Raw genomic sequence first — 21,797 nt, forward strand, 5'->3', positions numbered from 1 at the left:
CTTTAGACCGGATAGACTGGATGTTTTCGTTTCGTAAATGTCATGTCTTTCGATGAGTAGGCTAGTAATCTATGACAAAGTTCCGTTCTTAGACGGTCAAATGGGATGACGCCATCGACAATCATTTCAGAGGCAAGTTCATAGATATTCATATCTTCCTGGTATTCCTTCCGTTTCTCTTGTATAAATGAAGCCCTCTCTTCGGGCGGGAGTTCTGCAATTTTATTTGCATAGACGGCATTTACAGCGGCTTCTGGACCCATCACAGCGATTTGCGCCGATGGAAGAGCGAGACAGCAGTCTGGCTCAAAAGCAGGGCCTGCCATTGCATATAGTCCTGCTCCGTATGCTTTACGGACGATGACGGATATTTTCGGAACGGTCGCCTCTGACATAGCGGAGATCATTTTTGCCCCATGACGAATAATGCCGGCTTGTTCCACTTTTGTTCCAATCATAAATCCTGGTATGTCCGCGAGAAAGAGCAGCGGGATATGAAAGGCATCACAGAGCTGAATAAACTTGGCGGCTTTATCAGCTGAGTCGTGGAATAATACGCCGCCTTTGACCCTTGGCTGATTGGCAATGAGACCGATAGGCTGACCGTTCATTCTGCCAAAGCCTGTGATTAACTCTGCGGCAAACAGCTTTTTGATTTCAAAAAATGACCCTTCATCAATCAGTAAATCGATGAGTTGATACATATCAAATGGGGTATTCTGGCCTTTAGGGATTAAGTCTTGGATGGTGGTTTCAGATGGTTTAGGTGCTTTTGCTGCTGTCGTTTTTGGTTTTTCTGTATAGTTGGCAGGCATATAGGTTAAATAATCACGTGCAATTTGAATAGCCTCTTCCTCTGTTTCCGCTAATATATCTCCGCATCCAGAAATGCTGCAATGCATTTTCGCACCGCCCATTTCCTCAAGCGATACTTTTTCACCGATCACCATTTCAGCCATTCGCGGCGAGCCTAAATACATAGAGGCATTTCCTTCGACCATGACGACAATGTCACAAAAAGCAGGGATATACGCACCACCGGCTGCAGAAGGACCGAATAGTAAACAAATTTGAGGAATGCGCCCAGACAGCTTGACTTGGTTATAAAAAATGCGCCCTGCTCCTCTTCTGCCTGGGAACATGGCGATTTGATCAGTGATTCTTGCACCCGCAGAATCGACTAGATACAGCATAGGACAATTGAGCTTCTCGGCCGTTTCTTGAATTCGAATGATTTTTTCTACTGTTTTGACGCCCCACGATCCTGCTTTAACCGTAGAGTCGTTTGCCATGACACAAACAGTCTGCCCATTCATACGACCGGTTCCTGTGACGACACCATCTGCTGGTAAATGTTCATCTTTGCACTCTGCAAACATGGCATCTTCAATGAAAGAATCCTCATCTAATAACAAATGAAGCCGATCACGGACAAATAATTTTCCTTTTTCTTTATTTTTTTGATGGTAGCGTTCTGCCCCGCCCTTTTCAATTCGTTGTTTTTTTAATTCATATTCTTCGATCATAAACATTCCCCTTTCTTGCTATTTCCCTCTGTAATAAGGCGTTCGTTTTTCTTGAAAAGCCTTGAGACCTTCTAGTCGATCTTCTGTATGAATAAGCCGCAGATAAGCTTCGTATTCTTTCGTCAGACCTGTTTGTAAATCGTGATCAAGGCTGGATTGAATGGCTTGTTTTGCTTCTTTTAAAGCGATCGGTGCATTTTTGGTGATTTGTTTTGCGAGTGTGATGGCATCATTCATCAGTGAATCGGCTGTAGAGATACGTTCAATCAGTCCGATTTGAACGGCTTCTTCTGCTCGTAAAGAAGTGCCTGTGAAGATCATTTCTTTCGCTTTCCCGGGTCCGATCAGGCGCGGAAGTCTTTGTGTGCCCCCTGCTCCCGGCAGGATAGCTAGTCCTGTTTCCGGCAGGCCGAGCGCTGCACCCGCTTTTGCAATGCGGAGATCACAGGCGAGCGCGAGCTCAAGACCTCCACCAAGTGCGTGTCCGTTTATCACGGCAATGACAGGAACAGGCAAAGATTCAATGTCTGTAAAGGTTTGCTGAATGGTCAGAACAGCTTCTTTGGCTTCTTGTTCTGTCATCAATCGCCGTTCTTTTAAGTCTGCTCCTGCGCAAAAAACTTTAGCGCCAGCTCCTGTCATGAGCAAACAGCGGATGTTTTCATCATGTTTGATTTCTTGAATCGTTTGGTTAATTTCCTCTAGCATAGCAGCTGATAGAGCATTGGCTTGTGCTGGTCTATTTAATGTCATGATGCCAATATGATCATCTTGTATTGAAAAATGGACCAATGATGTCATGTGATTCACCCTTTATCAAGTAGTGTGAGACTGAAAAGCGCGTAAACAGTGACTTGGCAGGGTTCGATCCACTTTTGCTTCAATCCATTCAGCCGCTTTGATCAAGCGAGGGAGGTCGACATTTGTTTCGATCCCGAGTTTGTGAAGCATGTGTACCACGTCTTCTGTCGCCACGTTTCCGCTGGAGCCAGGTGCATAAGGACAGCCGCCAAGCCCCCCGCTAGAGGCATCAAACATGGTGATGCCGGCTTTTAATGCTGTATAAATATTGGCAAGCCCCATTCCTTTCGTATCATGAAAATGAAGCGCGATTTTATCAGCAGGAAAGCGTTCAAGTAAAAGGTCTAACCGTCTTTCTACTTGCAGCGGATGGGCTTCCCCAATGGTATCCCCAAGTGATATTTCATCAATGCCGAAGGACAGCAACTGTTCCGTTAATCGCAGCACTTGGTCCATCGGTACTTGTCTTTCATAAGGACATCCAAACACGGTTGAAATATAGGCCCGCGTTTGCCGTCCTTCTGCTTTTAAATCGGCTGTCATTTGTTTGATCACAGGCAATGTTTCCTGTATAGATCGATTCATATTCTTTTTGTTATGTGTCTCACTCGCTGAGATAAACATAGCCCCTAGCTCAAGGTTTGCTTCAAAAAAATGAGCTAACCCCTTTTCATTTGGGATGAGTGCGGCATAGGTAATATCCTCTTTTTTGTTTAATGATTGGGCTAATTCTTTGGCGTCTTTTAAGGCTGGAACCCATTTCGGATGAACAAATGAGGTGACTTCAATATAAGGAAGATGGGCTTCTTCGAGTAAATGGATCCATGTTCGCTTCTCCATTGTGTCCAGCCAAACGGATTCATTTTGCAGGCCATCGCGCGGGCCGACCTCTCTAATGAGCACGTTTTTTGGTAATGCCATGCGGCTTTCCCCCTATTCTGTCAGCTCTAAAAGTACCTCTCCCTCGTCAACAAAGTCCCCCTCCGCCTTATACACTTTACTGATCACACCTGCTTCTTCTGCAACAATGGGAATCTCCATTTTCATCGATTCTAAGATGGCGACTTCCTGTCCTTTTTGCACATCATCACCCTGTTTCACAAGAAGCTTCCATAAGTTTCCGGCCATTTGTATCGTGACAGTTTTCATGAACGGTTTTCCTCCCTTTTTTTCATCAGAAAATCGGTTGTGATGCTGCCATGTAAAAAGGCAGTTGATTCGGCCATTTCCTTTAAAAGCGGTACATTGGTTTTGATCCCTTCTATTTCATATGCTTGTAATGCTGCTTTTAATCGTTCTATGGCGAGTTTTCGAGTATCACCGTACACAATCATTTTCGCAATCATTGGATCGTAAAATGGGGTAATGACACTTCCGCTCGTTACGCTTGACTCATGACGGATATATGGGGCATCAGGTGTAGAAAGCCGAGTGATCGTGCCTGGCGAAGGGTAAAATGTCACAGGGTCTTCAGCGTATATTCTAACTTCAATCGCATGCCCAATTTGATGAACATCCTCTTGGCTGAAAGACAGGGGCTCTAATGCTGCAATTTTTAGCTGCTCCTCGACAAGGTCAATCCCGGTAATTTCTTCAGTGACAGGGTGTTCTACTTGCAATCTCGTATTCATTTCTAAGAAATAAAATTGCTGGTTTTGATCGACTAAACATTCAATCGTGCCCGCATTTTCATACCCAATTGCTTTGGCAGCTTTGACGGCCATCTGTCCCATTTGCTGTCTCACCGTTTCTTCAAGACAGACGGCTGGTGCCTCTTCAACAATTTTCTGATGTCTTCTTTGGAGTGAACAATCTCTTTCAAATAAGTGAACGCCGTGACCGAACGAATCAAAAAGAACTTGAATTTCGATGTGCCGTGCGTGTTCAATCACCTTTTCCATGTATAAAGTACCGTCTTGAAAGAAACTTTGTGCTCTTTTTTGATTTCCTTCAAACGCTCGATGCAGCTCTTCATCGTTGCGGACGAGCTGCATACCAATCCCGCCGCCACCACTCGATGCTTTTAGCATAATGGGATAGCCGAGTGTCTGTGCTTTATGAACCCCTTCGTCTGCATCATGGAGCGGGGCTGAAACACCAGGAACGATTGGGATGCCCGCTTGTTCCATCGTTTTTCTCGCTTCAATTTTATTTCCCATCTGCTGAATGACTTGTGCAGATGGTCCAATAAAGGTAATGCCCTCGCTCCGGCAGCGCTCAGCAAATGCCGCATTTTCTGATAAAAGACCATACCCTGGGTGGATAGCATCAGCATTTGTTTGTTTGGCAACCTTAATGATCGCTTCCATGTTTAAATAGCTTTCAGAAACTTTAGCACCACCGATATAATAGGCGCTGTCTGCTTCTTGCACATGAAGTGCATGCTGATCAGCCTCTGAATAAACGGCAACGGTTTTGATTCCGAGCCGTTTACATGTCCGAATCACTCTACGGGCAATTTCGCCTCGATTGGCGATCAATACTTGTTCAAACATCGCTGCCTTCACTCCTTTATTAGATCAAGCGCCTGCTTTTTCAAGCGGAATTTCTGAATTTTGCCTGAGGCGGTCATTGGGTACTCATCTGTAATGAAAAAGTATTTCGGGATTTTGTAGCGTGCCATTTGTGACTGACAATAGCTCGTTAATGTCTCAATTGAGACCGACTTCCCTTGTTTCAGCCGAATGAATGCGGCTGCTTCCTCGCCGTATGTCTCGTCAGGAATACCAACGACCTGTGCGTCAAGAATGGCAGGGTGAGTGTATAGGACATCCTCAATCTCTTTTGGGTACACATTCTCTCCGCCTCTGATGATCATATCTTTGAGCCGGCCTGTGATTTTCACATAACCGTCATGATCCATCTCAGCTAAATCCCCTGTATGAAGCCATCCGTCCTCATCAATGACTTCATTTGTTGCTTCTTCGTTTTTATAATAGCCCTTCATGACATGGTAACCTCTTGTACAAAGCTCCCCTTGCTGTCCTCTTGGAACTTCTTCTGACGTTCCTGGTAAAGTAATTTTGACTTCAATTTGAGGAAGCGCACGTCCGACCGTTTGAACACGTCTTTCAAACGAATCATCCGTTCTTGTTTGGGTAATGACGGGTGAACTTTCGGTTTGACCATAGGCAATCGTGAGCTCTCTTAATCCCATTTTTTCAATGACTGCTTTCATGACGTGGGATGGGCAGAGTGAACCGGCCATAATCCCCGTTCGTAATGTGGACAGGTCATAAGAGTGGAAATTTGGATGATCGAGCTCTGCGATGAACATGGTTGGTACACCGTGAAGAACCGTGCATTTTTCTTTTTCTACTGTTTGAAGGACTCGTTCTGGATGGAATGATTCAAGTGGAATGATCGTTCCCCCTTTTGTGAGACAAGCAAGTACACCAAGAACAGAGCCGAAGCAATGAAAGAACGGCACTGGGATACACATACGGTCCTGCTCTGTTAATTTCATACAATCTGCGATCTGACTCGCATTACAGACGATGTTTGTGTGGCTGAGCATGACGCCTTTTGGATAGCCGGTTGTGCCTGAAGTGTACTGCATATTAATAACGTCATCAGGCGTGAGCTCATTCATTCGCTTCTCCCATTCATGATCTTCGGTTCTTTTGGCTGCCACTTGAAGACGATCCCAGCTGAGCATGCCGTTTGGTACATGCTGACCGATATAGATACATCTTTTTAAATAAGGAAATTGTGTGGAAGTGATCTCCTCTTGATGAGCGGTCTGAATTTCTGGAATCAGCTCTTCAAGCATGTTGACATAGGACGTTTCTTTAAAGCCGTCTACAATAAACAACATTTTGCTGTCAGAATGTTTTAGTAAATAGGCGAGTTCCTGTGATTGAAAATTGGTATTCACAGTGACTAGAACAGCACCAATGGAGGCGCAGGCAAATTGAAGAATGAGCCATTCAGGTATATTTGGTGCCATAATGGCGATGTGATCTCCCTTTTGAACCCCTAATGCCATGAGACCTTTACCTGTTTCCTTGACCTCTCGATAAAACGCTTCGTACGAATAACGTAAAGAACGTTCTGGGTAAACAATGGCTTCATGTGCTGGATGCTGTTCTTTTTTTTCTCTTAATAGGGAGCCAATCGTTTGCGGGTGAATCGACATCATTGCTTTCCTCCCTCATGTGTAGTAAGCGTTTTCATTAAGGTATTACGCTAACAGCTGTCTTGCGATCACGAGCCGCTGAATTTCAGAGGTTCCTTCTCCAATTTCCATCAGCTTGGCATCTCTCACAAGCCGTTCAACACCGCATTCTTTCATATAGCCTGTTCCGCCATGAATTTGGACAGCATCAAGACTTGCTTTTGTGGCCATTTCTGAAGCAAACAGTTTGGCATAGGCCGCTTCTTTTGTAAATGGTTTGCCTTGATCTTTCAGCCAAGCGGCTTTCCAGACCATTTGTCTTGCAAGCTCTATTTGCATCGCCATATCCGCCAGCTTAAACTGAATGGCCTGGAAGGATGAGAGCGTCTGCCCAAATTGCTTTCTTTCTTTTGCATAGGAAAGTGAAGCATCAAGTGCCGCTTGCGCAATTCCGACAGATAAGGCTGCAATGGAAATTCGTCCGCCGTCTAATGTATATAAAAATTGCTTGAATCCTTTCGATTTGTCTCCTAATATATGATGCGCTGGTACACGCACTTCGTCTAAAATGATTTCAGCCGTATCTGAACCGCGAACCCCCATTTTGTCATATGGGTTTGTAATCGACAGTCCCTTTTGTCCTTTCTCCACAATAAAGGCGGAGATGATTGGACGTCCGTTTTCATCATGATCTGTCACAGCGGTGACAATAATCGTTCTGGCATAATTGGCATTTGTGATCCAGCACTTTTCCCCACTGATGACATATTCTTGTCCGTCTTTAATGGCTTTTGTTTTTGTTCCTTTTGCATCTGATCCGGCGTTTGGTTCTGTTAATCCGAAGGAGCCAAGCGCTGTTCCAGAGGCTAATGGAACAAGATGGTCCATCTTTTGCTCCTCCGTCCCGAAGTAATAAAGTGGACTTGCGCCTAAGGAAACTGCTGCGGCATAACTTAAACCTGTACTTGCACACTGTTTTCCAATTTCTTCTACTGCCAGTGCATATGAGATCGTATCTCCTCCAGAACCTCCATATTTCTCTGGAAAGGGTATACCCATAAAACCGAGCTCCCCCATTTTTTGAAATGTTTTTACGGGAAATGCTGCCTGTTCATCAACTGTTTGAGCGTGTGGTGCAATTTCTGTTTTTGCAAATTCTTTGACCATCTGACGGATCATTTGCTGCTCTTTCGTTAATTCAAAATCCATTTTGCTTCCCCCTTTGGCGCTTTTCTATCATATTTATTAATCAAATAGCTGCTTCATGCCAAGCTTGATTGAATTCAGAAAATTAAAATAAAAATAGTAGAAAAATAGAGAAAGCAAAAAAGCATAAATGGAGGAAAACCCTCATTTATGCTGTCTTTGTTATTTTACTGTTTTTGTAGAAGGCTTGCTTTCATGATGAAGGCGATTAAGTGCCGTCACTTTATAGGTATAGCTCTTCTTTTGATTTGCTAAAATGTCTTTCGTATGTGTGAAGGAACCTGTTTCTTTTCTGACCGTTTGCACAAATTCGTATGTCCCTTTATTCGACAATCGATAGACTGCATAATAGGATGCACTAGAGTGCGGATCATTTTGTATCTGTAAAACTGCGCCATCCTCTGTCTTTTTCACAGATTGGATGATTGGTTTTTTTGGCGCTTTTTGATGAAGCCATGGCATCTCTGGTATGAGAGCCGGTTTGCTATAGGTTTCTTCTATTAATCGTTTCTTTACATTCAAGGGATTCCGATTGATATCTTTCAGACTAAAATGCATGCTTCCTTGTACGAGCTGTGACTGCCTGTTCAGCTCGATCTGGCGAAAATACTCCTCGGGATCAGACCAAGCAGGATCACTGTTTTGATTGATTTTATACGTCGCTTGACCAATGTACAAATGAACAGGTTGCCCCTTCACTTCATTTGACCACCATTTCGTCAGCACATCATAGGCAGCGGGCTGAAAGCCGATACTCCAATAAATTTGCGGGGTGATATAATCAATATGGTGCTGCTGTATCCACTCTCTTGTATCAGCATACAAATCATCATAATTGGTCATCCCTGCTGTTGTGTTTGAACCGGTTGGGTCATCTTTTATGTTGCGCCATACACCAAATGGGCTAGTGCCGAATTTCACATACGGCTTTTCTTTCTTAATGGTGTCATTGATTTGCTTCACTAGCTCGTTCACATTATCTCTTCGCCAATCTTCTATATGTGTGAATTTCTGCCCGTAAGTTTCATACGTTTCTTGATCTGGAAATGGCACACCAGCGATTTTATTCGGGTAAAAATAATCATCCATATGCACCGCATCAATATCGTAGTTTTTCACTACTTCCTCTATCCCGTCAACAATGAAGTCCTGAGCATCAGGAATGCCTGGATTAAAGTAAAGCTGATTTCCGTAGGCGATGGTCCACTCAGGGTGTGCTCTTGCAGGATGATCGGCTGATAACCGGTTGAGATCGGTATGATTCATGGTGATTCGATAAGGGTTAAACCAAGCATGAAATTCAAGGCCGCGTTTATGTGCTTCTTCTATCATAAATTCAAGTGGGTCATATCCAGGGTCTTTCCCTTGTGTACCAGTCAAATATTCAGACCATGGACCAAATTTCGATGGATAAAAGGCATCTGCTGTTGGTTTAATTTGCATGATGACGGCGTTCATATTCATCGCTTTGATGTCGTCTAACAGTTGAATGAACTCTTGTTTCTGCTCATCTACGGGCAGTCCTTTCTTTGAAGGCCAATCTAAGTTATAAACCGATGCGATCCACACTGCACGCATCTCTCTTGTGCTCTCAAGCTTCCCTTTTGGCATCGAACGAGCTAGACTGCTAGACGGAATCAATAAGAAGACACCCATGAAAACTAGTGTCAGAACCGTCATACTGATCTTTTTCAGCATGGTTTGCATCACCTCATATTAAGTTTATTCTGCGTTTTGTGATGGAATGCCAGCAGATGGTGTAAGCAAGATGTTTTTCATTTTAAGCAGCTGAGCTTTCGGGATGTCGCAGGCTTCTAGTAAATACCGCTCTGCACTTCCGTATGTATCCATCATCTCATTCAGTACATCTTCAAGATAATCTTGCTGCACACCAAGCAGGGGCTGAATTTGTTCTTTTGACACCCGATATAAACTCATCATGCGAACAAATCGTTCTTGTCTTTTCACTAGCATTTTCACGCCTTCATTGGAACGCATGTATTCACTTAAAACGGTATGCACCGGCACACCCGCTGCTAATTGAATAAGAGCAGATAAAAAGCCTGTACGGTCTTTTCCGCTTGTACAGTGAAGCATAAGCGGATAATTTTTTTCATCGGACAGTAATGTAAACAATTGCTGAATCTCTTTTTTTCGCTCATAGAGCATGCTTTGATATACATCTTTCATGATCGGTGTAAAGGATAGAGATTTTCCTTCTGCTATCAGCATACGAAACATGGTCCATTTGCTAGGCATCATGCTGTCAGGCTGCATAGGGATATGAACAATTTTGTCATGTTCCATGATCTTTGGTGGGTGTGATTTTCGTTCTGAGCTTGTACGCAGGTCACAAACCGTTTGAATTCCAAGTGTTGAGAACGTCAATATGTCTTGCTTCGTGAGACGTGATAAATCAGCAGATCGATAAATCATTCCTTGTTTGATGACCATCTGATCCGTTGTTTGGAGTCCCCCTACCTCTCTAAAATTTGCAAGCTTTGAAAATTGTATGTTGTGTTCATTCATAGAAGTGAAAATCCTTTCTATCCTCTTTTCTCTATCATACGCTTTTATGAAAAATGAGAAAAGATAAGAGAAAAAGATCATTCGATTCTCCCATGTTGATCAGTGACATCTTTTACGTGGAATTATTGTTATAATAGAATCAGCATATTCGTATTGATTGGAGATTGTAGCATGATAAAAACAAAACGTATTCAGCAAATAAAAGAGTATGTATTTGACCGGGAATCTGCCTCTCTTGATGAGCTTGTGACGCATTTTGGCGTCTCAAAAAACACCATACGCCGAGATGTACAAGCATTGGTAGAATCCGGCGTGCTAAAGAAAGTGTACGGCGGCGTCGCTGTGAATCACTCAACATTGGTGGTGTATCAGGAGCGAAAGACTCGTCAGCTGAGTAAAAAACAATTGATCGGACAGGCTGCCGCCGCTTTTGTTGAACATGGTGATATGATTTTTGTTGATTCTGGTACAACGACACTGGAGATGCTTCCCTACTTGAAGGAGAAACAGATTACCGTTGTGACAAATAACGTGGATTTCATTACACAGGCTATGCCTTATGAACACCTCACCATCTTTTCAACCGGGGGTATGCTAGAGCGAAAAACAAATTCTTTCGTTGGTTATCAAAGTGTTGAGCGTCTCAAAGCATACAATGTCAATAAAGCATTTATTGCATCAACTGGTTTATCCATTGATCATGGCGTCACGAATTCCTCCCCGCTTGAGACAGATATTAAAAAAACGCTCGTTGAAAAAAACGCCAAAACCTTTTTATTAGTCGATGATAGTAAGTTTGACCATTATGCCTTGACCACGTTTTGTGACTTAAAAGACATAGACATCGTCGTGACGAATGAACAACCAAATGAAGATTACCTTCAATATGGAAAAGAGCATGATGTGAAATTTGTCACGCCTTAGTCCAGAGCGAAAAAGCCAAGCGTCAATGTTTTGGCTTTTTTCTTATGCGCAAAAGAGTGAACCGGCGAAGTGTTGGTTACATTATGATTGTATATTAAACACATATTTGGAGGTTGACCTGATGCCGTTGTTACGATTTGACGTGATAGAGGGCCGTTCAAAAGAGGAATTAAAAAAACTGCTGGACACCTGCCATGAAGCAATGGTTGATGCCTTTGGGGTACCTGAACGAGATCGCTATCAAATTGTTCATCAGCACCGCCCTGAAGAAATGATGATTGAGGACACTGGGCTTGGTTATCCGAGAACAAAGGATCTGGTTGTCATTAGTGTTGTCAGTAAACAGCGGACGAAAGAGCAAAAGGAACAGCTTTATGCACAAATCGCAGAACGTATAGAAAAAGAATGCGGGGTTGCCAAGACGGATGTGATGATCTCCATCGTGGAAAATGGAGACGCCGATTGGAGCTTCGGGATGGGTGAGGCTCAATTCATAAGAGGATGGCTCTAAAAAAACGGCTCAGGAATGTGAGCCGTTTTTTGATTCATTCATTTTCAAGCTGCATGAGCAAGTTGAATAAATAGCGGTACACTGCTGATATCACACCAATCAAAGGTGTATCTTCTTTGATGTCCTCTAGTTCAAGAAGCGGAATGTTGATATCAAATAACCCGTCTTGCCCATTAAATTGAAGCTGAGCACCATTTAATGTTGAGAGCATCTCTTTTAGTAATCCAGTATCTTTTTTAGGACGCTTCAATCCGAATAACACGGTATACGTCTGAAATACTTCATCCCATTCTATGGCAAGTCCGTCGGCTCTCACCACATCAAACCACTTCGACTCGATATAAATGAATTCTTTTTGTTGTTTTTTTACGTATGTAAGAGGTGTATTTAAAAAGGCAGCATTTTCTGCTTGAATCATTTCCTCCGATTCTTTGTCTACACGTTCTATATAAACATCAGCAAAGCGTGCTTCTTCTGTCATTTTTGCCCCTTCTAACGGCCAATTTTGACTTGCGGCTTTGTTATATTCAAAGTCGGTGAGCGCCTGCCCTTCTTTCAATAAATCTTGTAAGCGATTTTGCAGTGACATGACTGTATCTCCTTTCATCTACTTCATATGCGTTTTTTATTTTAGCATAACACATGAAAAGAAAGATATGCCTGAGCATATGATGGTATGATAGTGGAAAAAGAAACATCTCGGAGGGGACCGTTTTGCTCACAATGACACTGGCAGAAAAAATCGTAGATGAGGTCAAAAAGGTACTGACGGAAGAAATCATCATCACACAAACAAACGGTACCATTATTGCTGCAACAGATCCAGCACGCATTGGTCAATTTCATGAAGGTGCATATGTCACATCCTTAGAAGGGCAGAAACGAATTCTCACAAAGGATGATGTGCTGCAGATGAAAGGCGTCAAAGCCGGTATCAATCTGCCTATTTATTTTAAACAAGAAGTCATTGGGGTCATTGGAATGACAGGTGATCCTAGGCATGTCTCCCCTTTTGGCGACATTTTACGTAAAATGACGGAGCTGCTCATTCAAGAACATGAATTTTTTCAAGAAACGGAAACAGATGAACGGCAGCTTGAAGCCTTTGTGTTCGACTGGCTTCATCTGCCAGAGACAGCGGCAGGTATGACCGAGAAAGCGCAGCGGCTTGGCCTTGATGTCAACAAGCAGCGTGTCGCTATTCTCATTGATTGTCAAGAAGAATCGTTTATGAAGCAGGATCAATATAAACTGATGAAGGACAAATTGCAACTCACCAATCAGGAGATCATTGTGCGCTGGGGGCATGCACGTTTTTTGCTCATGCTACAAGCCAAACCAGATGGTCGAGAAACATGGCACAAGCGCTTGTTCCATATTCATGCTGCGCTCACAGCGCTGTCACCATCGAGGATTTTAATGGGGGCAGGAAAACCAGCAGCTTCTCATGTCATGAAGCAGTCCTTTCATCAAGCGTTTCGCGCTTTAAAATTGGCGCATGCTGAAACACCCATTGTGTTTGATGAAGATTTGACGCTTGAACTTTTTATGGAGGAAATCAGTCAGGAAACAAAAGATGCGTTTCTTGATCGAACGATTGCGTCCCTTTTCCCCTATCCAGAACTAGTGAAAACATTGCGGGTACTCATCGCTTCGGATTACTCATTGAAACATACAGCAGAAGCTATGCATGTCCATATTAATACACTTCATTACAGATTAAAACGGATTCAGGATTTAACGACACTTGATCCAAAGCGTATGCAAGATGCGATGCTTTTTTATTTGGCCTTGCTGCTTTTAGATCATGATACAAAAAATACGATAAAACAGCCTGATATTTTGTAGAATCGTCTATAGTCATGTGACGGTTCTTTTTTTATACTGGTAGAAACGAGACGTTAAATGAGCGGGAGTGATTGTATATGCTAGATTCAGAATTTTCAAATCAATTAAAAGAGATTGTCGGTGCGCCCAATGTCCAAGACAGCAAGGCGGATCGTCTTGCCTACTCTTATGATGCGACACCAAATTTTCAACAGATGCCAGATGCGATCGTGCGGCCTCACACGGCTGAAGAAGTGCAGCAAATTGTGAAACTGTGCGCCTCTTACAAAGTGCCGATCGTCCCAAGAGGCTCAGGGACGAATCTGTGCGCAGGAACATGCCCTACTCAGGGCGGATTGGTAATTCTCTTTACTAGAATGAATCAATTATTAGAAATAGACGAAGAAAATTTAACCGCAACGGTGCAGCCTGGCTTAATTACGCAGGAATTGATTCATCAAGTAGAGGAAAAAGGTCTCTTCTACCCGCCAGACCCAAGCTCTATGAAAATTTCCACATTAGGCGGCAATATTAACGAAAATTCAGGGGGGCTGCGGGGGTTAAAGTATGGAGTGACAAGGGATTATGTCCTTGGGCTTGAAGTGGTTTTGCCAAATGGTGACATCATCAAAACAGGCGGAAAGCTTGCAAAAGATGTCGCTGGATATGATATGACTCGATTGTTCGTTGGTTCAGAAGGAACACTCGGGATTGTCACAGAAGCGGTGCTAAAGCTCCTGCCGCTTCCAGAAACGAAACAAACAATGCTTTGTTTATACGAAAGCCTTGAAGAAGCTGCGACTTCTGTATCGGCCATCGTTGCTGAGCGTATTATTCCTGCTACATTAGAATTTATGGATCAGCCGACCCTTGAAGTCGTTGAAGATTTTGCAAACATCGGCCTGCCTACTGACGTTCAAGCTGTGTTATTAATTGAACAGGACGGCAACCCTGAAGCTGTTTCTCGTGATATCCAAAAAATCGCAGAAGTCTGTGAGCAACACGGGGCTACAAGCGTCAAGATTGCACATTCAGAAGAAGAGGCAAGTGCTCTCTTAACAGCGAGACGCTCTGCTTTATCTGCCCTCGCTCGATTAAGTCCTACAACGATTTTAGAAGATGCTACCGTTCCCCGGTCTGAAATTGCCAATATGGTTCGTGCAATTGAAGACATTGCACGAAAGTACGAGGTGAACATTTGTACGTTTGGTCATGCCGGTGATGGCAACTTACACCCCACTTGTGCGACAGATGCAAGAAATGAAGAAGAAATGAAACGGGTAGAAGCTGCTTTTCAGGCCATTTTTGAAAAAGCCGTTGCCCTTGGCGGCACGATTACAGGCGAACATGGCGTGGGTCTTATGAAAGCGCCCTATTTGGAGCTGAAGGTCAAAAAAGAAGGAATCGCTGCAATGAAGGCGATTAAACAGGCACTTGACCCTGCACATATCATGAACCCAGATAAAGTGTTTGGAAAAGCCTCAAGAAAGCGAGTGGTGGTCTCATGAGTTCTTCTAAGCAAAAAGAGATCCAGCAGCAGTTTCAGGAGCAAATGGATGAAAAGGAGCTGCTTAATTGCATGCGCTGCGGATTCTGCCTCCCTTCCTGCCCTACCTATATTGAATCTGGACAACAAGAAACGCACTCCCCTCGGGGCCGAATTGCGTTAATGAAAGCTGTAAGAGATGGTGTCATTGAGCCAGATGAAGATGTTGAACATTCCCTTAATCTTTGTCTTGGCTGCCGTGCATGTGAACCAGTCTGCCCTTCTGGCGTCAAGTATGGACAGCTGCTAGAAGATGCAAGAGATATTATTCAACAACATAAAAAACAATCGTTTCCCGTCAAATTGATGAGACGTGTTGTGTTTAAAGGTCTCTTTCCATCACAAAGTCGTATGCGACAAGCTGCTAGTTTTCTTCGATTTTATCAAACATCTGGTCTGCAAACAGCCGCCAGGAAGACTCGCATACTGAAGGTGCTTCCCTCCCATTTACAGTTGATGGAACAGGCACTTCCAAAGGTGCCGCCTCAAAAGAAAAAACGTTTGAATGAATATAAAGCCATTGGTCAGGCAAAAAAACGGGTGGCGTTTTTTACTGGCTGTTTAATGGATACAGTTTTCTCAAACACAAACAAAGCGACCATTCATCTCTTGCAGCTGGCAGGCTGCGATGTGATCGTTCCTCCTATACAAACGTGCTGCGGCGCGCTACATGGTCATAGCGGAGAAAAAGACCAAGCAAAACAGTTAGCCAAGCGGAATATTGAAGCATTCGAGGAAACAGATGCTGATGCGATTGTCATGAACGCGGGCGGCTGTGGCGCCTTTTTAAGCGATTACGGTCATTTGCTTCAGGATGATCCAGATTTTCAAAAACGAAGTAAAGCCTTCTCACAGAAAATAACCGATATATCAAGTATCCTTGTAGAGCTGGAGTTTCACCGCCACGTGCCACTGGCTTTGCCAGCGCAAGTGATCACCTATCAAGACTCCTGTCATTTACGAAATGGGATGAATGTACAACAGGCGCCGAGGGTGCTCATGAAAGCCATTCAAGGGGTAACGTTTAAAGAAATGAAAGATGCCGGCCGCTGCTGCGGATCTGCAGGAATCTACAATATCTTGCAGCCAGACATGTCGATGCAAATTTTAGATCATAAAATGACGGAAGCGAGCAACACAGCTGCAGCTGCCATTGTGACGTCGAATCCAGGTTGTCAATTACAAATGGCAGCTGGCGTCAAAAAGGCAGGACATATGCCTAGCATGAGAGCGATTCATCTGGCAGACTTTTTATTAGAAGCCGTTCAATATGGAAAAAAAGCGTCCAGTTCATGAAGCTGAACGCTTTTTTTATGCATATCTTCAGAAGATCGGTTGGATAATAGAGGCAAATCACGGAAGGAGATGGTTCAAGTGCTGAAGAAAAACAAATCAAAACAGAAAGACCCGAATTCAGTATTTGAAGCATTATCGCGCTCTTCTGATTTTATCAATGAATTATCAAGTTCCGGAGGTTTTCTTTACAGAATTTCTTTTTTTCGTTCTTTAATTAATGGAAATCTCCTTCATGAACAAATCTTGCCTTTTATTCAACAATTGCATCTAACACCCACCCTTGAAGAGCTGAAAGAACACATCCCAATTGAACAAGCTGTGATTACGAAGGACCTTCAAAAAGTGGAAGAAGCTCTTCATCGGGGCAGTATTGCTGTTCGAATTGAGACAGATTGGGGCAATACGCTTCTCTTGCCGATTGAAGAAAAGAAAGGCAGACAAGTGGGCCCGCCTGAGATTGAATTCGGAATCATTAGTGCGCAAGAAGCGTTTGTAGAAGTGCTCGATACAAATTTAAACTTGCTCAGACGCAGGCTGCCCACTCCTGACCTTAAAGTAGTTGAACACACAGTCGGTACCCTTTCTCTAACGAAAGTAGCCGTTGTATACATAGAGAATATCGCCAACCCGCAGAACATTGAAACCGTTCTTCAGCGGATTCAAGATGTTGACTATGACCAAATTCTAGATTCTAACTATCTTGCGCAAATGCTTTATGATGTGTCCAATACAATCTTTCCATTGTTTTTAAATACAGAACGGCCAGACAGGGTTTCCTCAGGTTTAACGGAAGGAAAAATAGCCATTATGGTTGACGGTTCGCCTCATACCCTGCTTGCACCTACAATTTTACTCGAGTATTTTTCTACAATGGAAGACTATAACATGTCTTGGATCGCAGCATCTTCCTTTCGGCTGTTACGCATTTTTGCAGTGATATTTTCTATTTTTGCAACCCCTTTGTATGTAGCTGTTTTAACGTTTCACTATGAACTGATTCCTAAGGACTTATTAGAAACGATTGTCGCATCACGTTATCTCGTGCCCTTTCCGCCTATTATTGAAGCTTTATTTTTAGAGATATCGATTGAGCTACTTAGGGAAGCCGGTTCTCGACTTCCTGCAAAAGTCGGACAGACGCTCGGGATTGTTGGAGGTATTGTGATCGGACAGGCTGCGGTTGCAGCGGGATTAACAAGTAATATTCTGCTCATTATCGTCGCATTATCAGCTCTTGCCTCTTTTGTCACCCCTATATATAAAATGGGGACGACCATTCGTCTCTTACGTTTCCCATTTCTTTTTGCTGCACAAGTGTGGGGAGCGCTAGGGATTTCGCTAATGGGGGCTTTTCTTCTTACACATTTAATGAAATTAACGTCTATAGGCCAGCCTTACTTAGAGCCAATCTTTCCACTTCGATTGGCCGATTTAAAAGGTAGTTTGATTCGGCCCCAACTCCGCTTTTTGAAAAAACGTCCAGAAAATTTACGCCCGCAAAATGAAACGATACACCGCCAAAAGCCAAAGCAAGGCCGTAAGGGGAAAAATGATTTTTATGAATAAGGAAGTGAAGGCATGAGCTCTTCTTCTGTGAAAGAAAAATTTCAAGTATCCCCTTTTTTTGTGTTTTTTCTGATCAATGCCAATCAAGTAGGTGTTGGTATTTTAAATTTCCAGACGAATCTTGTCCGGACGATTAATAATGATGGGTGGATCGCCATTTTAATTGCTGGTGCAAGCGTCAATTTGATGATCTTCCTCATTTACTTTTTGTTTAAAAAAGCACCTACTGACGAATTTAGTGACATTACGCAATCTGTGTTTGGTAAATGGCTCGGACAATTCATCAACATTCTCTACATTTTGTATTTTTCTTCATTGTCTTTGATTGTGCTTGTTCATTATATGGATGTAATCCATGTTTGGCTGTTTAAAGAAATTCCTGGTCTTTTATTTGCATCAGTGCTGCTCATCCTCGTCTATTACATTCACACAGGCGGATTTAGAACAATCGCTGGCTGGGCATTCTTTAGCATTGTCCTAACGTACTGGATGACCTTTATCTGCTTTTATGTCATGAAATATAGTCACATCCGGTTTATGTTCCCCATGTTTGATCATTCATTTTCACAACTCATGATGGGGGTCAAAGATGCCTCTTTATCCATGTTTGGTTTTGGAACATTGCTTGTCTATTATCCCTTTATTAAAAAAGCACAAACGTCGCAAAAATTTGCACATATGGGAGTGTTGCTGACTACATGCCTGAATTTGCTTGTATTTCTCGTCTCTATAGCGTACTACTCAAGTGCTCAGCTCGAACTAACGAAATGGCCAACATTGACATTAACCAGCATTGTCAAACTTCCGTTTATCCAGCGCTTTGAATTTATTGAAGTGTCCCTATGGCTTTTGCTTATCGTTCCAAATATCGCCATTCCATTATGGGCAGCCAGCAGAATGGCAAAACAAGTGTTTCACACGAGCCAACGCATGACGTTAATTGTTCTCAGCCTTCTCATTCTCGTCATGTTTTCATTTTTGATCGAGGCCACCTCTTTTGAGACGTTTAATAAATGGGTGGAATATAGCGGATATATCCTCATATATGGATTGACTGGATGTATGATCATTGGGCTGCTGCTGAAAAAAAGGTGGGTGAAAAAACGCGCATGAAACATTATATTCTCGTGTGTCTCATGTTATTGAGCCTTTTCTTAACGAGCTGTGCACAGCCTCGTCTCTTAGATGAATTAAGTATCTCGCAGGCAGCGGGATTTGACTTATTGGATGATGGAGAAATGAAGGGCTTCTTTGTTTTCCCTGTTTTTAAAAGCGAAGAACAAGGAAGCTATCAAATTGTAAGTGCTAAGTCAAATACCATTAGTAATATTCAGTTTCTTGTGTCGGAAAAATCGCCTTTCCCCGTTGTCATGGGACAAGTACTCGTGATTTTAATAAGTGAAAAGCTGGCGAAAGAAGTGGGTATGATTGATTTGATGAATTACATTTATCGTGATCCGATCATTGGGTCCCGTCAAGTATTTGCCATAGTAGGCGGAGAAGTTGAAGATTTGTTGTATACAAAGATGAATCAAACCAACTTAAATATCGGTGTATATCTTTCAGATTTGCTGGCCCAAAACATGCGAAATGGCAATCAACCTGTGACCAATCAGCATATTTTTATGAATCAGATGATGGCAAAAGGCGTGGATGCCTACCTCCCTTACATTAAAAATACAAGCAACTCTATTAAAGTGTCAGGTGTCGCTCTTTTTGATCAAGAAAAAATGGTTGGGCATATTCCAGGGGAAGATACGTTTACGTTTAAAGCGATGATTGAAAATCATAAAAATGGGATTTATGAGTTTCGATTTAATGACACAAAGAAAACCCATGTTGTCATTGAAAATATCAAATCACATGTGTCTTATCACATTAAACCAACTGAAAACCTTTCAAAAAAGCCTCATATCACCATTGATATCAAGCTGAAAGGTGAGTTAAAAGAATTTATGAAATCAAAAAAAATCGATACGCCTTCTATCTTGCAGCATGTTGAAAATGAAGTGGAGAAGCGTGTGGCCCAGCAAGGAAAAGACCTTGTTCAATCCTTTAAAAAGCAAAAAATTGATCCACTTGGACTTGGTTTGAGATATCGTTCTAAAGATAAAGCCATGACACCGGAGAAATGGCAAAAACTCTACCCTGATGCAGATGTCCAAGTGAATTGTCATATGAACATTGTCCAAACGGGTGTCAGCCAATAAAAAAGACTGTATGAAAAGGTTCTCCCTTCTCGTACAGTCTTTTTTAATCTTCATCTTTTACGTCCGGGTCCTCAGGGATTGGTTCATTTAAGATGTCTTGAATGAGCTCTTTATATTGTTCTAGCTGTTTCATATGGGTTTGAAACTGCCCTTGATAAATGAGATACGATTCCCCGTCAAATACGTAACGAATCTTTTTTTGCTGAATTAATTTTTCAACATATGCTTCAGATACTTCTAAGTATTCAGCTGTTTCTCCAATTGTTAAATACATGCATGTGCACCACCGTTCGTTTCATCTTACAAATTATATCACGAGCTGGTGAAAAAACAGATATCGCTTGTTCATGTTTTTTTCATCTTTTCTTCACTGATTCGTCAACTCGCTTTTGTACAGTATTCATACACCCACTCAAACACTAGGAGGTGATGATCCTTCGCATGACAAAGAAAAATATTCGGACCTATGCCGCATTTTTAACTGTAGGCGCTAGCAATACGATGATTGACTTTCTGTTCTTCTTTTTTTTAACTGCTTGCTTTGTTCCCTCTTTTCTTGCACAGTGCCTGTCCTATACCGCAGGAATGCTGAACAGTTATGTTTGGAATCGAAAATGGACGTTCCAAGTGAAAAAGAAAGCTGACAAGTGGGAATGGATCAAGTGGGCCACAGTCAACGGCGCAGCGTGCCTCCTCACCTATGTTGTCTTATATGTCATGCAGCAAGCAGGTTTCTCATTATTCATTAGTAAAGCGATTGGTACCCTTCTTGGCATGATGATCACTTTTACTGGAAGCCGCCTATGGGTGTTTCCATCAGAAAATAAACCATCAGAAATGGAGCGATGATTCAATGAATATCAAAAAAGCCGTTATACCAGCAGCCGGATTAGGCACACGTTTTTTACCCGCAACGAAAGCACAGCCAAAGGAAATGCTGCCGATTATCGACAAACCCGCCATTCAATACATAGTTGAGGAGGCTGTTCAATCAGGCATTGAAGATATACTAATTATCACAGGAAGAAATAAAAAATCGATTGAAGACCACTTTGACCGTTCGATTGAGCTAGAACACACGTTGCTTGAAAAAGGAAAAAATGAACAGCTGGCTGAAATCAAACATATTGCGGATATGGCCAATATTCATTATATTCGTCAAAAGGAGCCCTTAGGTCTTGGACATGCGGTATTATGTGCACGTCATTTTACTGGCAATGATCCTTTTGCGGTCCTTTTAGGTGATGATGTCATGGTGTCAGAAAGACCTGCACTCTCTCAGCTCATGGAAGTCTTTGAAGATAAACAAAGAGAGGTCATTGGCGTCCAGCAAGTGGATCGTCTAGATGTCAGTAAGTATGGTATGATAAGACCAGCTAGAGTAGACGGTCAAGTGTTTGAAGTCACAGACTTAGTGGAAAAGCCAGCTATTCATGAAGCTCCTTCCGATTTAGCCGTGATGGGCAGGTATCTGTTAACACCATCGATTTTTCCTATTCTACAAGGAATTGAGAGAGGTGCCGGGAACGAAATCCAACTGACAGATGCGCTGAAAATCATTGCACATGAATCACCCATTTATGCAAAACAATTAGATGGGATGAGATTTGACGTTGGTGATAAGCTGGGCTCATTTAAGGCAGCGGCTGAAATTGGATTGATGCGTCATGATATGCGGACAGCCATGCTAGCATATATGCAAAGCATACTCATGAGAGAAGCAAAACAAGCATAGGCT

Annotated in this window: 21 protein-coding genes; 10 read left to right on the top strand and 11 right to left on the bottom strand. The window is 42.6% G+C overall.

Features of this window, described 5'->3' with window-relative positions; genetic code table 11:
- Window positions 1–2: 2 nt before the first annotated feature.
- The 9 genes from LCD34_RS19395 to LCD34_RS19435 form a co-directional block, all read right to left on the bottom strand.
- Window positions 3–1,526 carry an acyl-CoA carboxylase subunit beta gene (locus tag LCD34_RS19395; protein ID WP_035704414.1) on the bottom strand — a complete coding sequence of 508 codons (1,524 nt, stop codon included), beginning with the start codon at window positions 1,524–1,526 and terminating at the stop codon, window positions 3–5.
- An 18-nt stretch (window positions 1,527–1,544) separates the two neighbouring features.
- Window positions 1,545–2,327: an enoyl-CoA hydratase gene (locus tag LCD34_RS19400; RefSeq protein WP_224559883.1), complete on the bottom strand. Its 783-nt coding sequence runs from the start codon at window positions 2,325–2,327 to the stop codon at window positions 1,545–1,547.
- A 15-nt stretch (window positions 2,328–2,342) separates the two neighbouring features.
- Entirely contained in the window at window positions 2,343–3,248 is a 906-nt protein-coding gene (locus tag LCD34_RS19405) for a hydroxymethylglutaryl-CoA lyase (RefSeq protein WP_057079455.1), read from the bottom strand.
- Window positions 3,249–3,260: 12 nt separating this feature from the next.
- Window positions 3,261–3,476: an acetyl-CoA carboxylase biotin carboxyl carrier protein subunit gene (locus LCD34_RS19410; protein WP_008346646.1), complete on the bottom strand. Its 216-nt coding sequence runs from the start codon at window positions 3,474–3,476 to the stop codon at window positions 3,261–3,263.
- Window positions 3,473–4,822 carry an acetyl-CoA carboxylase biotin carboxylase subunit gene (locus tag LCD34_RS19415; protein ID WP_224559884.1) on the bottom strand — a complete coding sequence of 450 codons (1,350 nt, stop codon included), beginning with the start codon at window positions 4,820–4,822 and terminating at the stop codon, window positions 3,473–3,475. The genes LCD34_RS19410 and LCD34_RS19415 overlap by 4 nt, the downstream gene beginning before the upstream one ends.
- An 8-nt stretch (window positions 4,823–4,830) precedes the next feature.
- Window positions 4,831–6,468 carry an AMP-binding protein gene (locus tag LCD34_RS19420; RefSeq protein WP_224559885.1) on the bottom strand — a complete coding sequence of 546 codons (1,638 nt, stop codon included), beginning with the start codon at window positions 6,466–6,468 and terminating at the stop codon, window positions 4,831–4,833.
- Between the two features lie 42 nt (window positions 6,469–6,510).
- Window positions 6,511–7,653, bottom strand: a complete 1,143-nt coding sequence (locus tag LCD34_RS19425; RefSeq protein WP_046343715.1) for an acyl-CoA dehydrogenase family protein — start codon at window positions 7,651–7,653, stop codon at window positions 6,511–6,513.
- Between the two features lie 159 nt (window positions 7,654–7,812).
- On the bottom strand, window positions 7,813–9,348 hold the full coding sequence (locus LCD34_RS19430; protein ID WP_224559886.1) for a glycoside hydrolase family 10 protein: 1,536 nt from the start codon (window positions 9,346–9,348) through the stop codon (window positions 7,813–7,815).
- A 24-nt stretch (window positions 9,349–9,372) separates the two neighbouring features.
- Entirely contained in the window at window positions 9,373–10,260 is an 888-nt protein-coding gene (locus LCD34_RS19435; protein WP_318010729.1) for a tyrosine-protein phosphatase, read from the bottom strand.
- Window positions 10,261–10,350: 90 nt separating this feature from the next.
- Here LCD34_RS19435 and LCD34_RS19440 point away from each other — a divergent pair, with 90 nt between their 5' ends.
- Window positions 10,351–11,103, top strand: a complete 753-nt coding sequence (locus tag LCD34_RS19440) for a DeoR/GlpR family DNA-binding transcription regulator (RefSeq protein WP_008346634.1) — start codon at window positions 10,351–10,353, stop codon at window positions 11,101–11,103.
- A gap of 121 nt (window positions 11,104–11,224) precedes the next feature.
- Window positions 11,225–11,614, top strand: coding sequence for a tautomerase family protein (locus LCD34_RS19445; RefSeq protein WP_008346632.1), 390 nt, complete (start codon window positions 11,225–11,227; stop codon window positions 11,612–11,614).
- Window positions 11,615–11,648: 34 nt separating this feature from the next.
- On the opposite strand, the gene LCD34_RS19450 is transcribed toward LCD34_RS19445, so the two are convergent.
- The gene (locus tag LCD34_RS19450) at window positions 11,649–12,203 is read right to left on the bottom strand and encodes a hypothetical protein (protein ID WP_035704435.1); all 555 of its coding nucleotides are present in this window, start codon (window positions 12,201–12,203) and stop codon (window positions 11,649–11,651) included.
- Between the two features lie 125 nt (window positions 12,204–12,328).
- On the opposite strand from LCD34_RS19450, the gene LCD34_RS19455 reads away from it, so the two are divergent.
- The 6 genes from LCD34_RS19455 (at window position 12,329) to LCD34_RS19480 (ending at window position 20,059) form a co-directional block, all read left to right on the top strand.
- Window positions 12,329–13,462: a CdaR family transcriptional regulator gene (locus LCD34_RS19455; protein ID WP_318010730.1), complete on the top strand. Its 1,134-nt coding sequence runs from the start codon at window positions 12,329–12,331 to the stop codon at window positions 13,460–13,462.
- A 77-nt stretch (window positions 13,463–13,539) separates the two neighbouring features.
- Window positions 13,540–14,949 (top strand): glycolate oxidase subunit GlcD, encoded by a 1,410-nt coding sequence (gene glcD / locus LCD34_RS19460; protein ID WP_224559888.1) that lies wholly within the window; start codon window positions 13,540–13,542, stop codon window positions 14,947–14,949.
- Entirely contained in the window at window positions 14,946–16,283 is a 1,338-nt protein-coding gene (locus LCD34_RS19465; protein WP_224559889.1) for a (Fe-S)-binding protein, read from the top strand. Before glcD ends, LCD34_RS19465 begins: the two co-directional genes overlap by 4 nt.
- A gap of 78 nt (window positions 16,284–16,361) precedes the next feature.
- Entirely contained in the window at window positions 16,362–17,849 is a 1,488-nt protein-coding gene (locus LCD34_RS19470) for a spore germination protein (protein ID WP_046343727.1), read from the top strand.
- Between the two features lie 12 nt (window positions 17,850–17,861).
- Window positions 17,862–18,962: a GerAB/ArcD/ProY family transporter gene (locus tag LCD34_RS19475; RefSeq protein ID WP_007499199.1), complete on the top strand. Its 1,101-nt coding sequence runs from the start codon at window positions 17,862–17,864 to the stop codon at window positions 18,960–18,962.
- Window positions 18,959–20,059, top strand: coding sequence for a Ger(x)C family spore germination protein (locus LCD34_RS19480; protein WP_224559891.1), 1,101 nt, complete (start codon window positions 18,959–18,961; stop codon window positions 20,057–20,059). The genes LCD34_RS19475 and LCD34_RS19480 overlap by 4 nt, the downstream gene beginning before the upstream one ends.
- 43 nt (window positions 20,060–20,102) lie before the next feature.
- Here LCD34_RS19480 and LCD34_RS19485 read toward each other — a convergent pair whose 3' ends face one another.
- Complete coding sequence (locus tag LCD34_RS19485) at window positions 20,103–20,333, bottom strand: excisionase family DNA-binding protein (protein ID WP_008346618.1); 231 nt, start codon at window positions 20,331–20,333, stop codon at window positions 20,103–20,105.
- Window positions 20,334–20,500: 167 nt separating this feature from the next.
- Between LCD34_RS19485 and LCD34_RS19490 the strand changes: the two genes are divergently transcribed.
- Both LCD34_RS19490 and galU read left to right on the top strand, forming a co-directional pair.
- A complete protein-coding gene (locus LCD34_RS19490) occupies window positions 20,501–20,908 on the top strand; it encodes a GtrA family protein (protein ID WP_025207470.1) in 408 nt (135 codons plus the stop codon).
- A gap of 4 nt (window positions 20,909–20,912) precedes the next feature.
- Window positions 20,913–21,794: a UTP--glucose-1-phosphate uridylyltransferase GalU gene (gene galU, locus LCD34_RS19495; protein WP_017359504.1), complete on the top strand. Its 882-nt coding sequence runs from the start codon at window positions 20,913–20,915 to the stop codon at window positions 21,792–21,794.
- Window positions 21,795–21,797 lie beyond the last annotated feature (3 nt).

The organism is Bacillus sp. RAR_M1_44 (assembly GCF_020165935.1).
GTDB lineage: Bacteria > Bacillota > Bacilli > Bacillales > Bacillaceae > Bacillus > Bacillus altitudinis.

Excerpts from the sequence above, each read along its gene's own strand:
- LCD34_RS19395 (WP_035704414.1), bottom strand. The coding sequence starts at position 1,526 with ATGATCGAAGAATATGAATTAAAAAAACAACGAATTGAAAAGGGCGGG.
- LCD34_RS19400 (WP_224559883.1), bottom strand. The coding sequence starts at position 2,327 with ATGACATCATTGGTCCATTTTTCAATACAAGATGATCATATTGGCATC.
- LCD34_RS19405 (WP_057079455.1), bottom strand. The coding sequence starts at position 3,248 with ATGGCATTACCAAAAAACGTGCTCATTAGAGAGGTCGGCCCGCGCGAT.
- LCD34_RS19410 (WP_008346646.1), bottom strand. The coding sequence starts at position 3,476 with ATGAAAACTGTCACGATACAAATGGCCGGAAACTTATGGAAGCTTCTT.
- LCD34_RS19415 (WP_224559884.1), bottom strand. The coding sequence starts at position 4,822 with ATGTTTGAACAAGTATTGATCGCCAATCGAGGCGAAATTGCCCGTAGA.
- LCD34_RS19420 (WP_224559885.1), bottom strand. The coding sequence starts at position 6,468 with ATGATGTCGATTCACCCGCAAACGATTGGCTCCCTATTAAGAGAAAAA.
- LCD34_RS19425 (WP_046343715.1), bottom strand. The coding sequence starts at position 7,653 with ATGGATTTTGAATTAACGAAAGAGCAGCAAATGATCCGTCAGATGGTC.
- LCD34_RS19430 (WP_224559886.1), bottom strand. The coding sequence starts at position 9,348 with ATGCTGAAAAAGATCAGTATGACGGTTCTGACACTAGTTTTCATGGGT.
- LCD34_RS19435 (WP_318010729.1), bottom strand. The coding sequence starts at position 10,260 with ATGATCTTTTTCTCTTATCTTTTCTCATTTTTCATAAAAGCGTATGAT.
- LCD34_RS19440 (WP_008346634.1), top strand. The coding sequence starts at position 10,351 with ATGATAAAAACAAAACGTATTCAGCAAATAAAAGAGTATGTATTTGAC.
- LCD34_RS19445 (WP_008346632.1), top strand. The coding sequence starts at position 11,225 with ATGCCGTTGTTACGATTTGACGTGATAGAGGGCCGTTCAAAAGAGGAA.
- LCD34_RS19450 (WP_035704435.1), bottom strand. The coding sequence starts at position 12,203 with ATGTCACTGCAAAATCGCTTACAAGATTTATTGAAAGAAGGGCAGGCG.
- glcD (WP_224559888.1), top strand. The coding sequence starts at position 13,540 with ATGCTAGATTCAGAATTTTCAAATCAATTAAAAGAGATTGTCGGTGCG.
- LCD34_RS19465 (WP_224559889.1), top strand. The coding sequence starts at position 14,946 with ATGAGTTCTTCTAAGCAAAAAGAGATCCAGCAGCAGTTTCAGGAGCAA.
- LCD34_RS19475 (WP_007499199.1), top strand. The coding sequence starts at position 17,862 with ATGAGCTCTTCTTCTGTGAAAGAAAAATTTCAAGTATCCCCTTTTTTT.
- LCD34_RS19480 (WP_224559891.1), top strand. The coding sequence starts at position 18,959 with ATGAAACATTATATTCTCGTGTGTCTCATGTTATTGAGCCTTTTCTTA.
- LCD34_RS19485 (WP_008346618.1), bottom strand. The coding sequence starts at position 20,333 with ATGTATTTAACAATTGGAGAAACAGCTGAATACTTAGAAGTATCTGAA.
- LCD34_RS19490 (WP_025207470.1), top strand. The coding sequence starts at position 20,501 with ATGACAAAGAAAAATATTCGGACCTATGCCGCATTTTTAACTGTAGGC.
- galU (WP_017359504.1), top strand. The coding sequence starts at position 20,913 with ATGAATATCAAAAAAGCCGTTATACCAGCAGCCGGATTAGGCACACGT.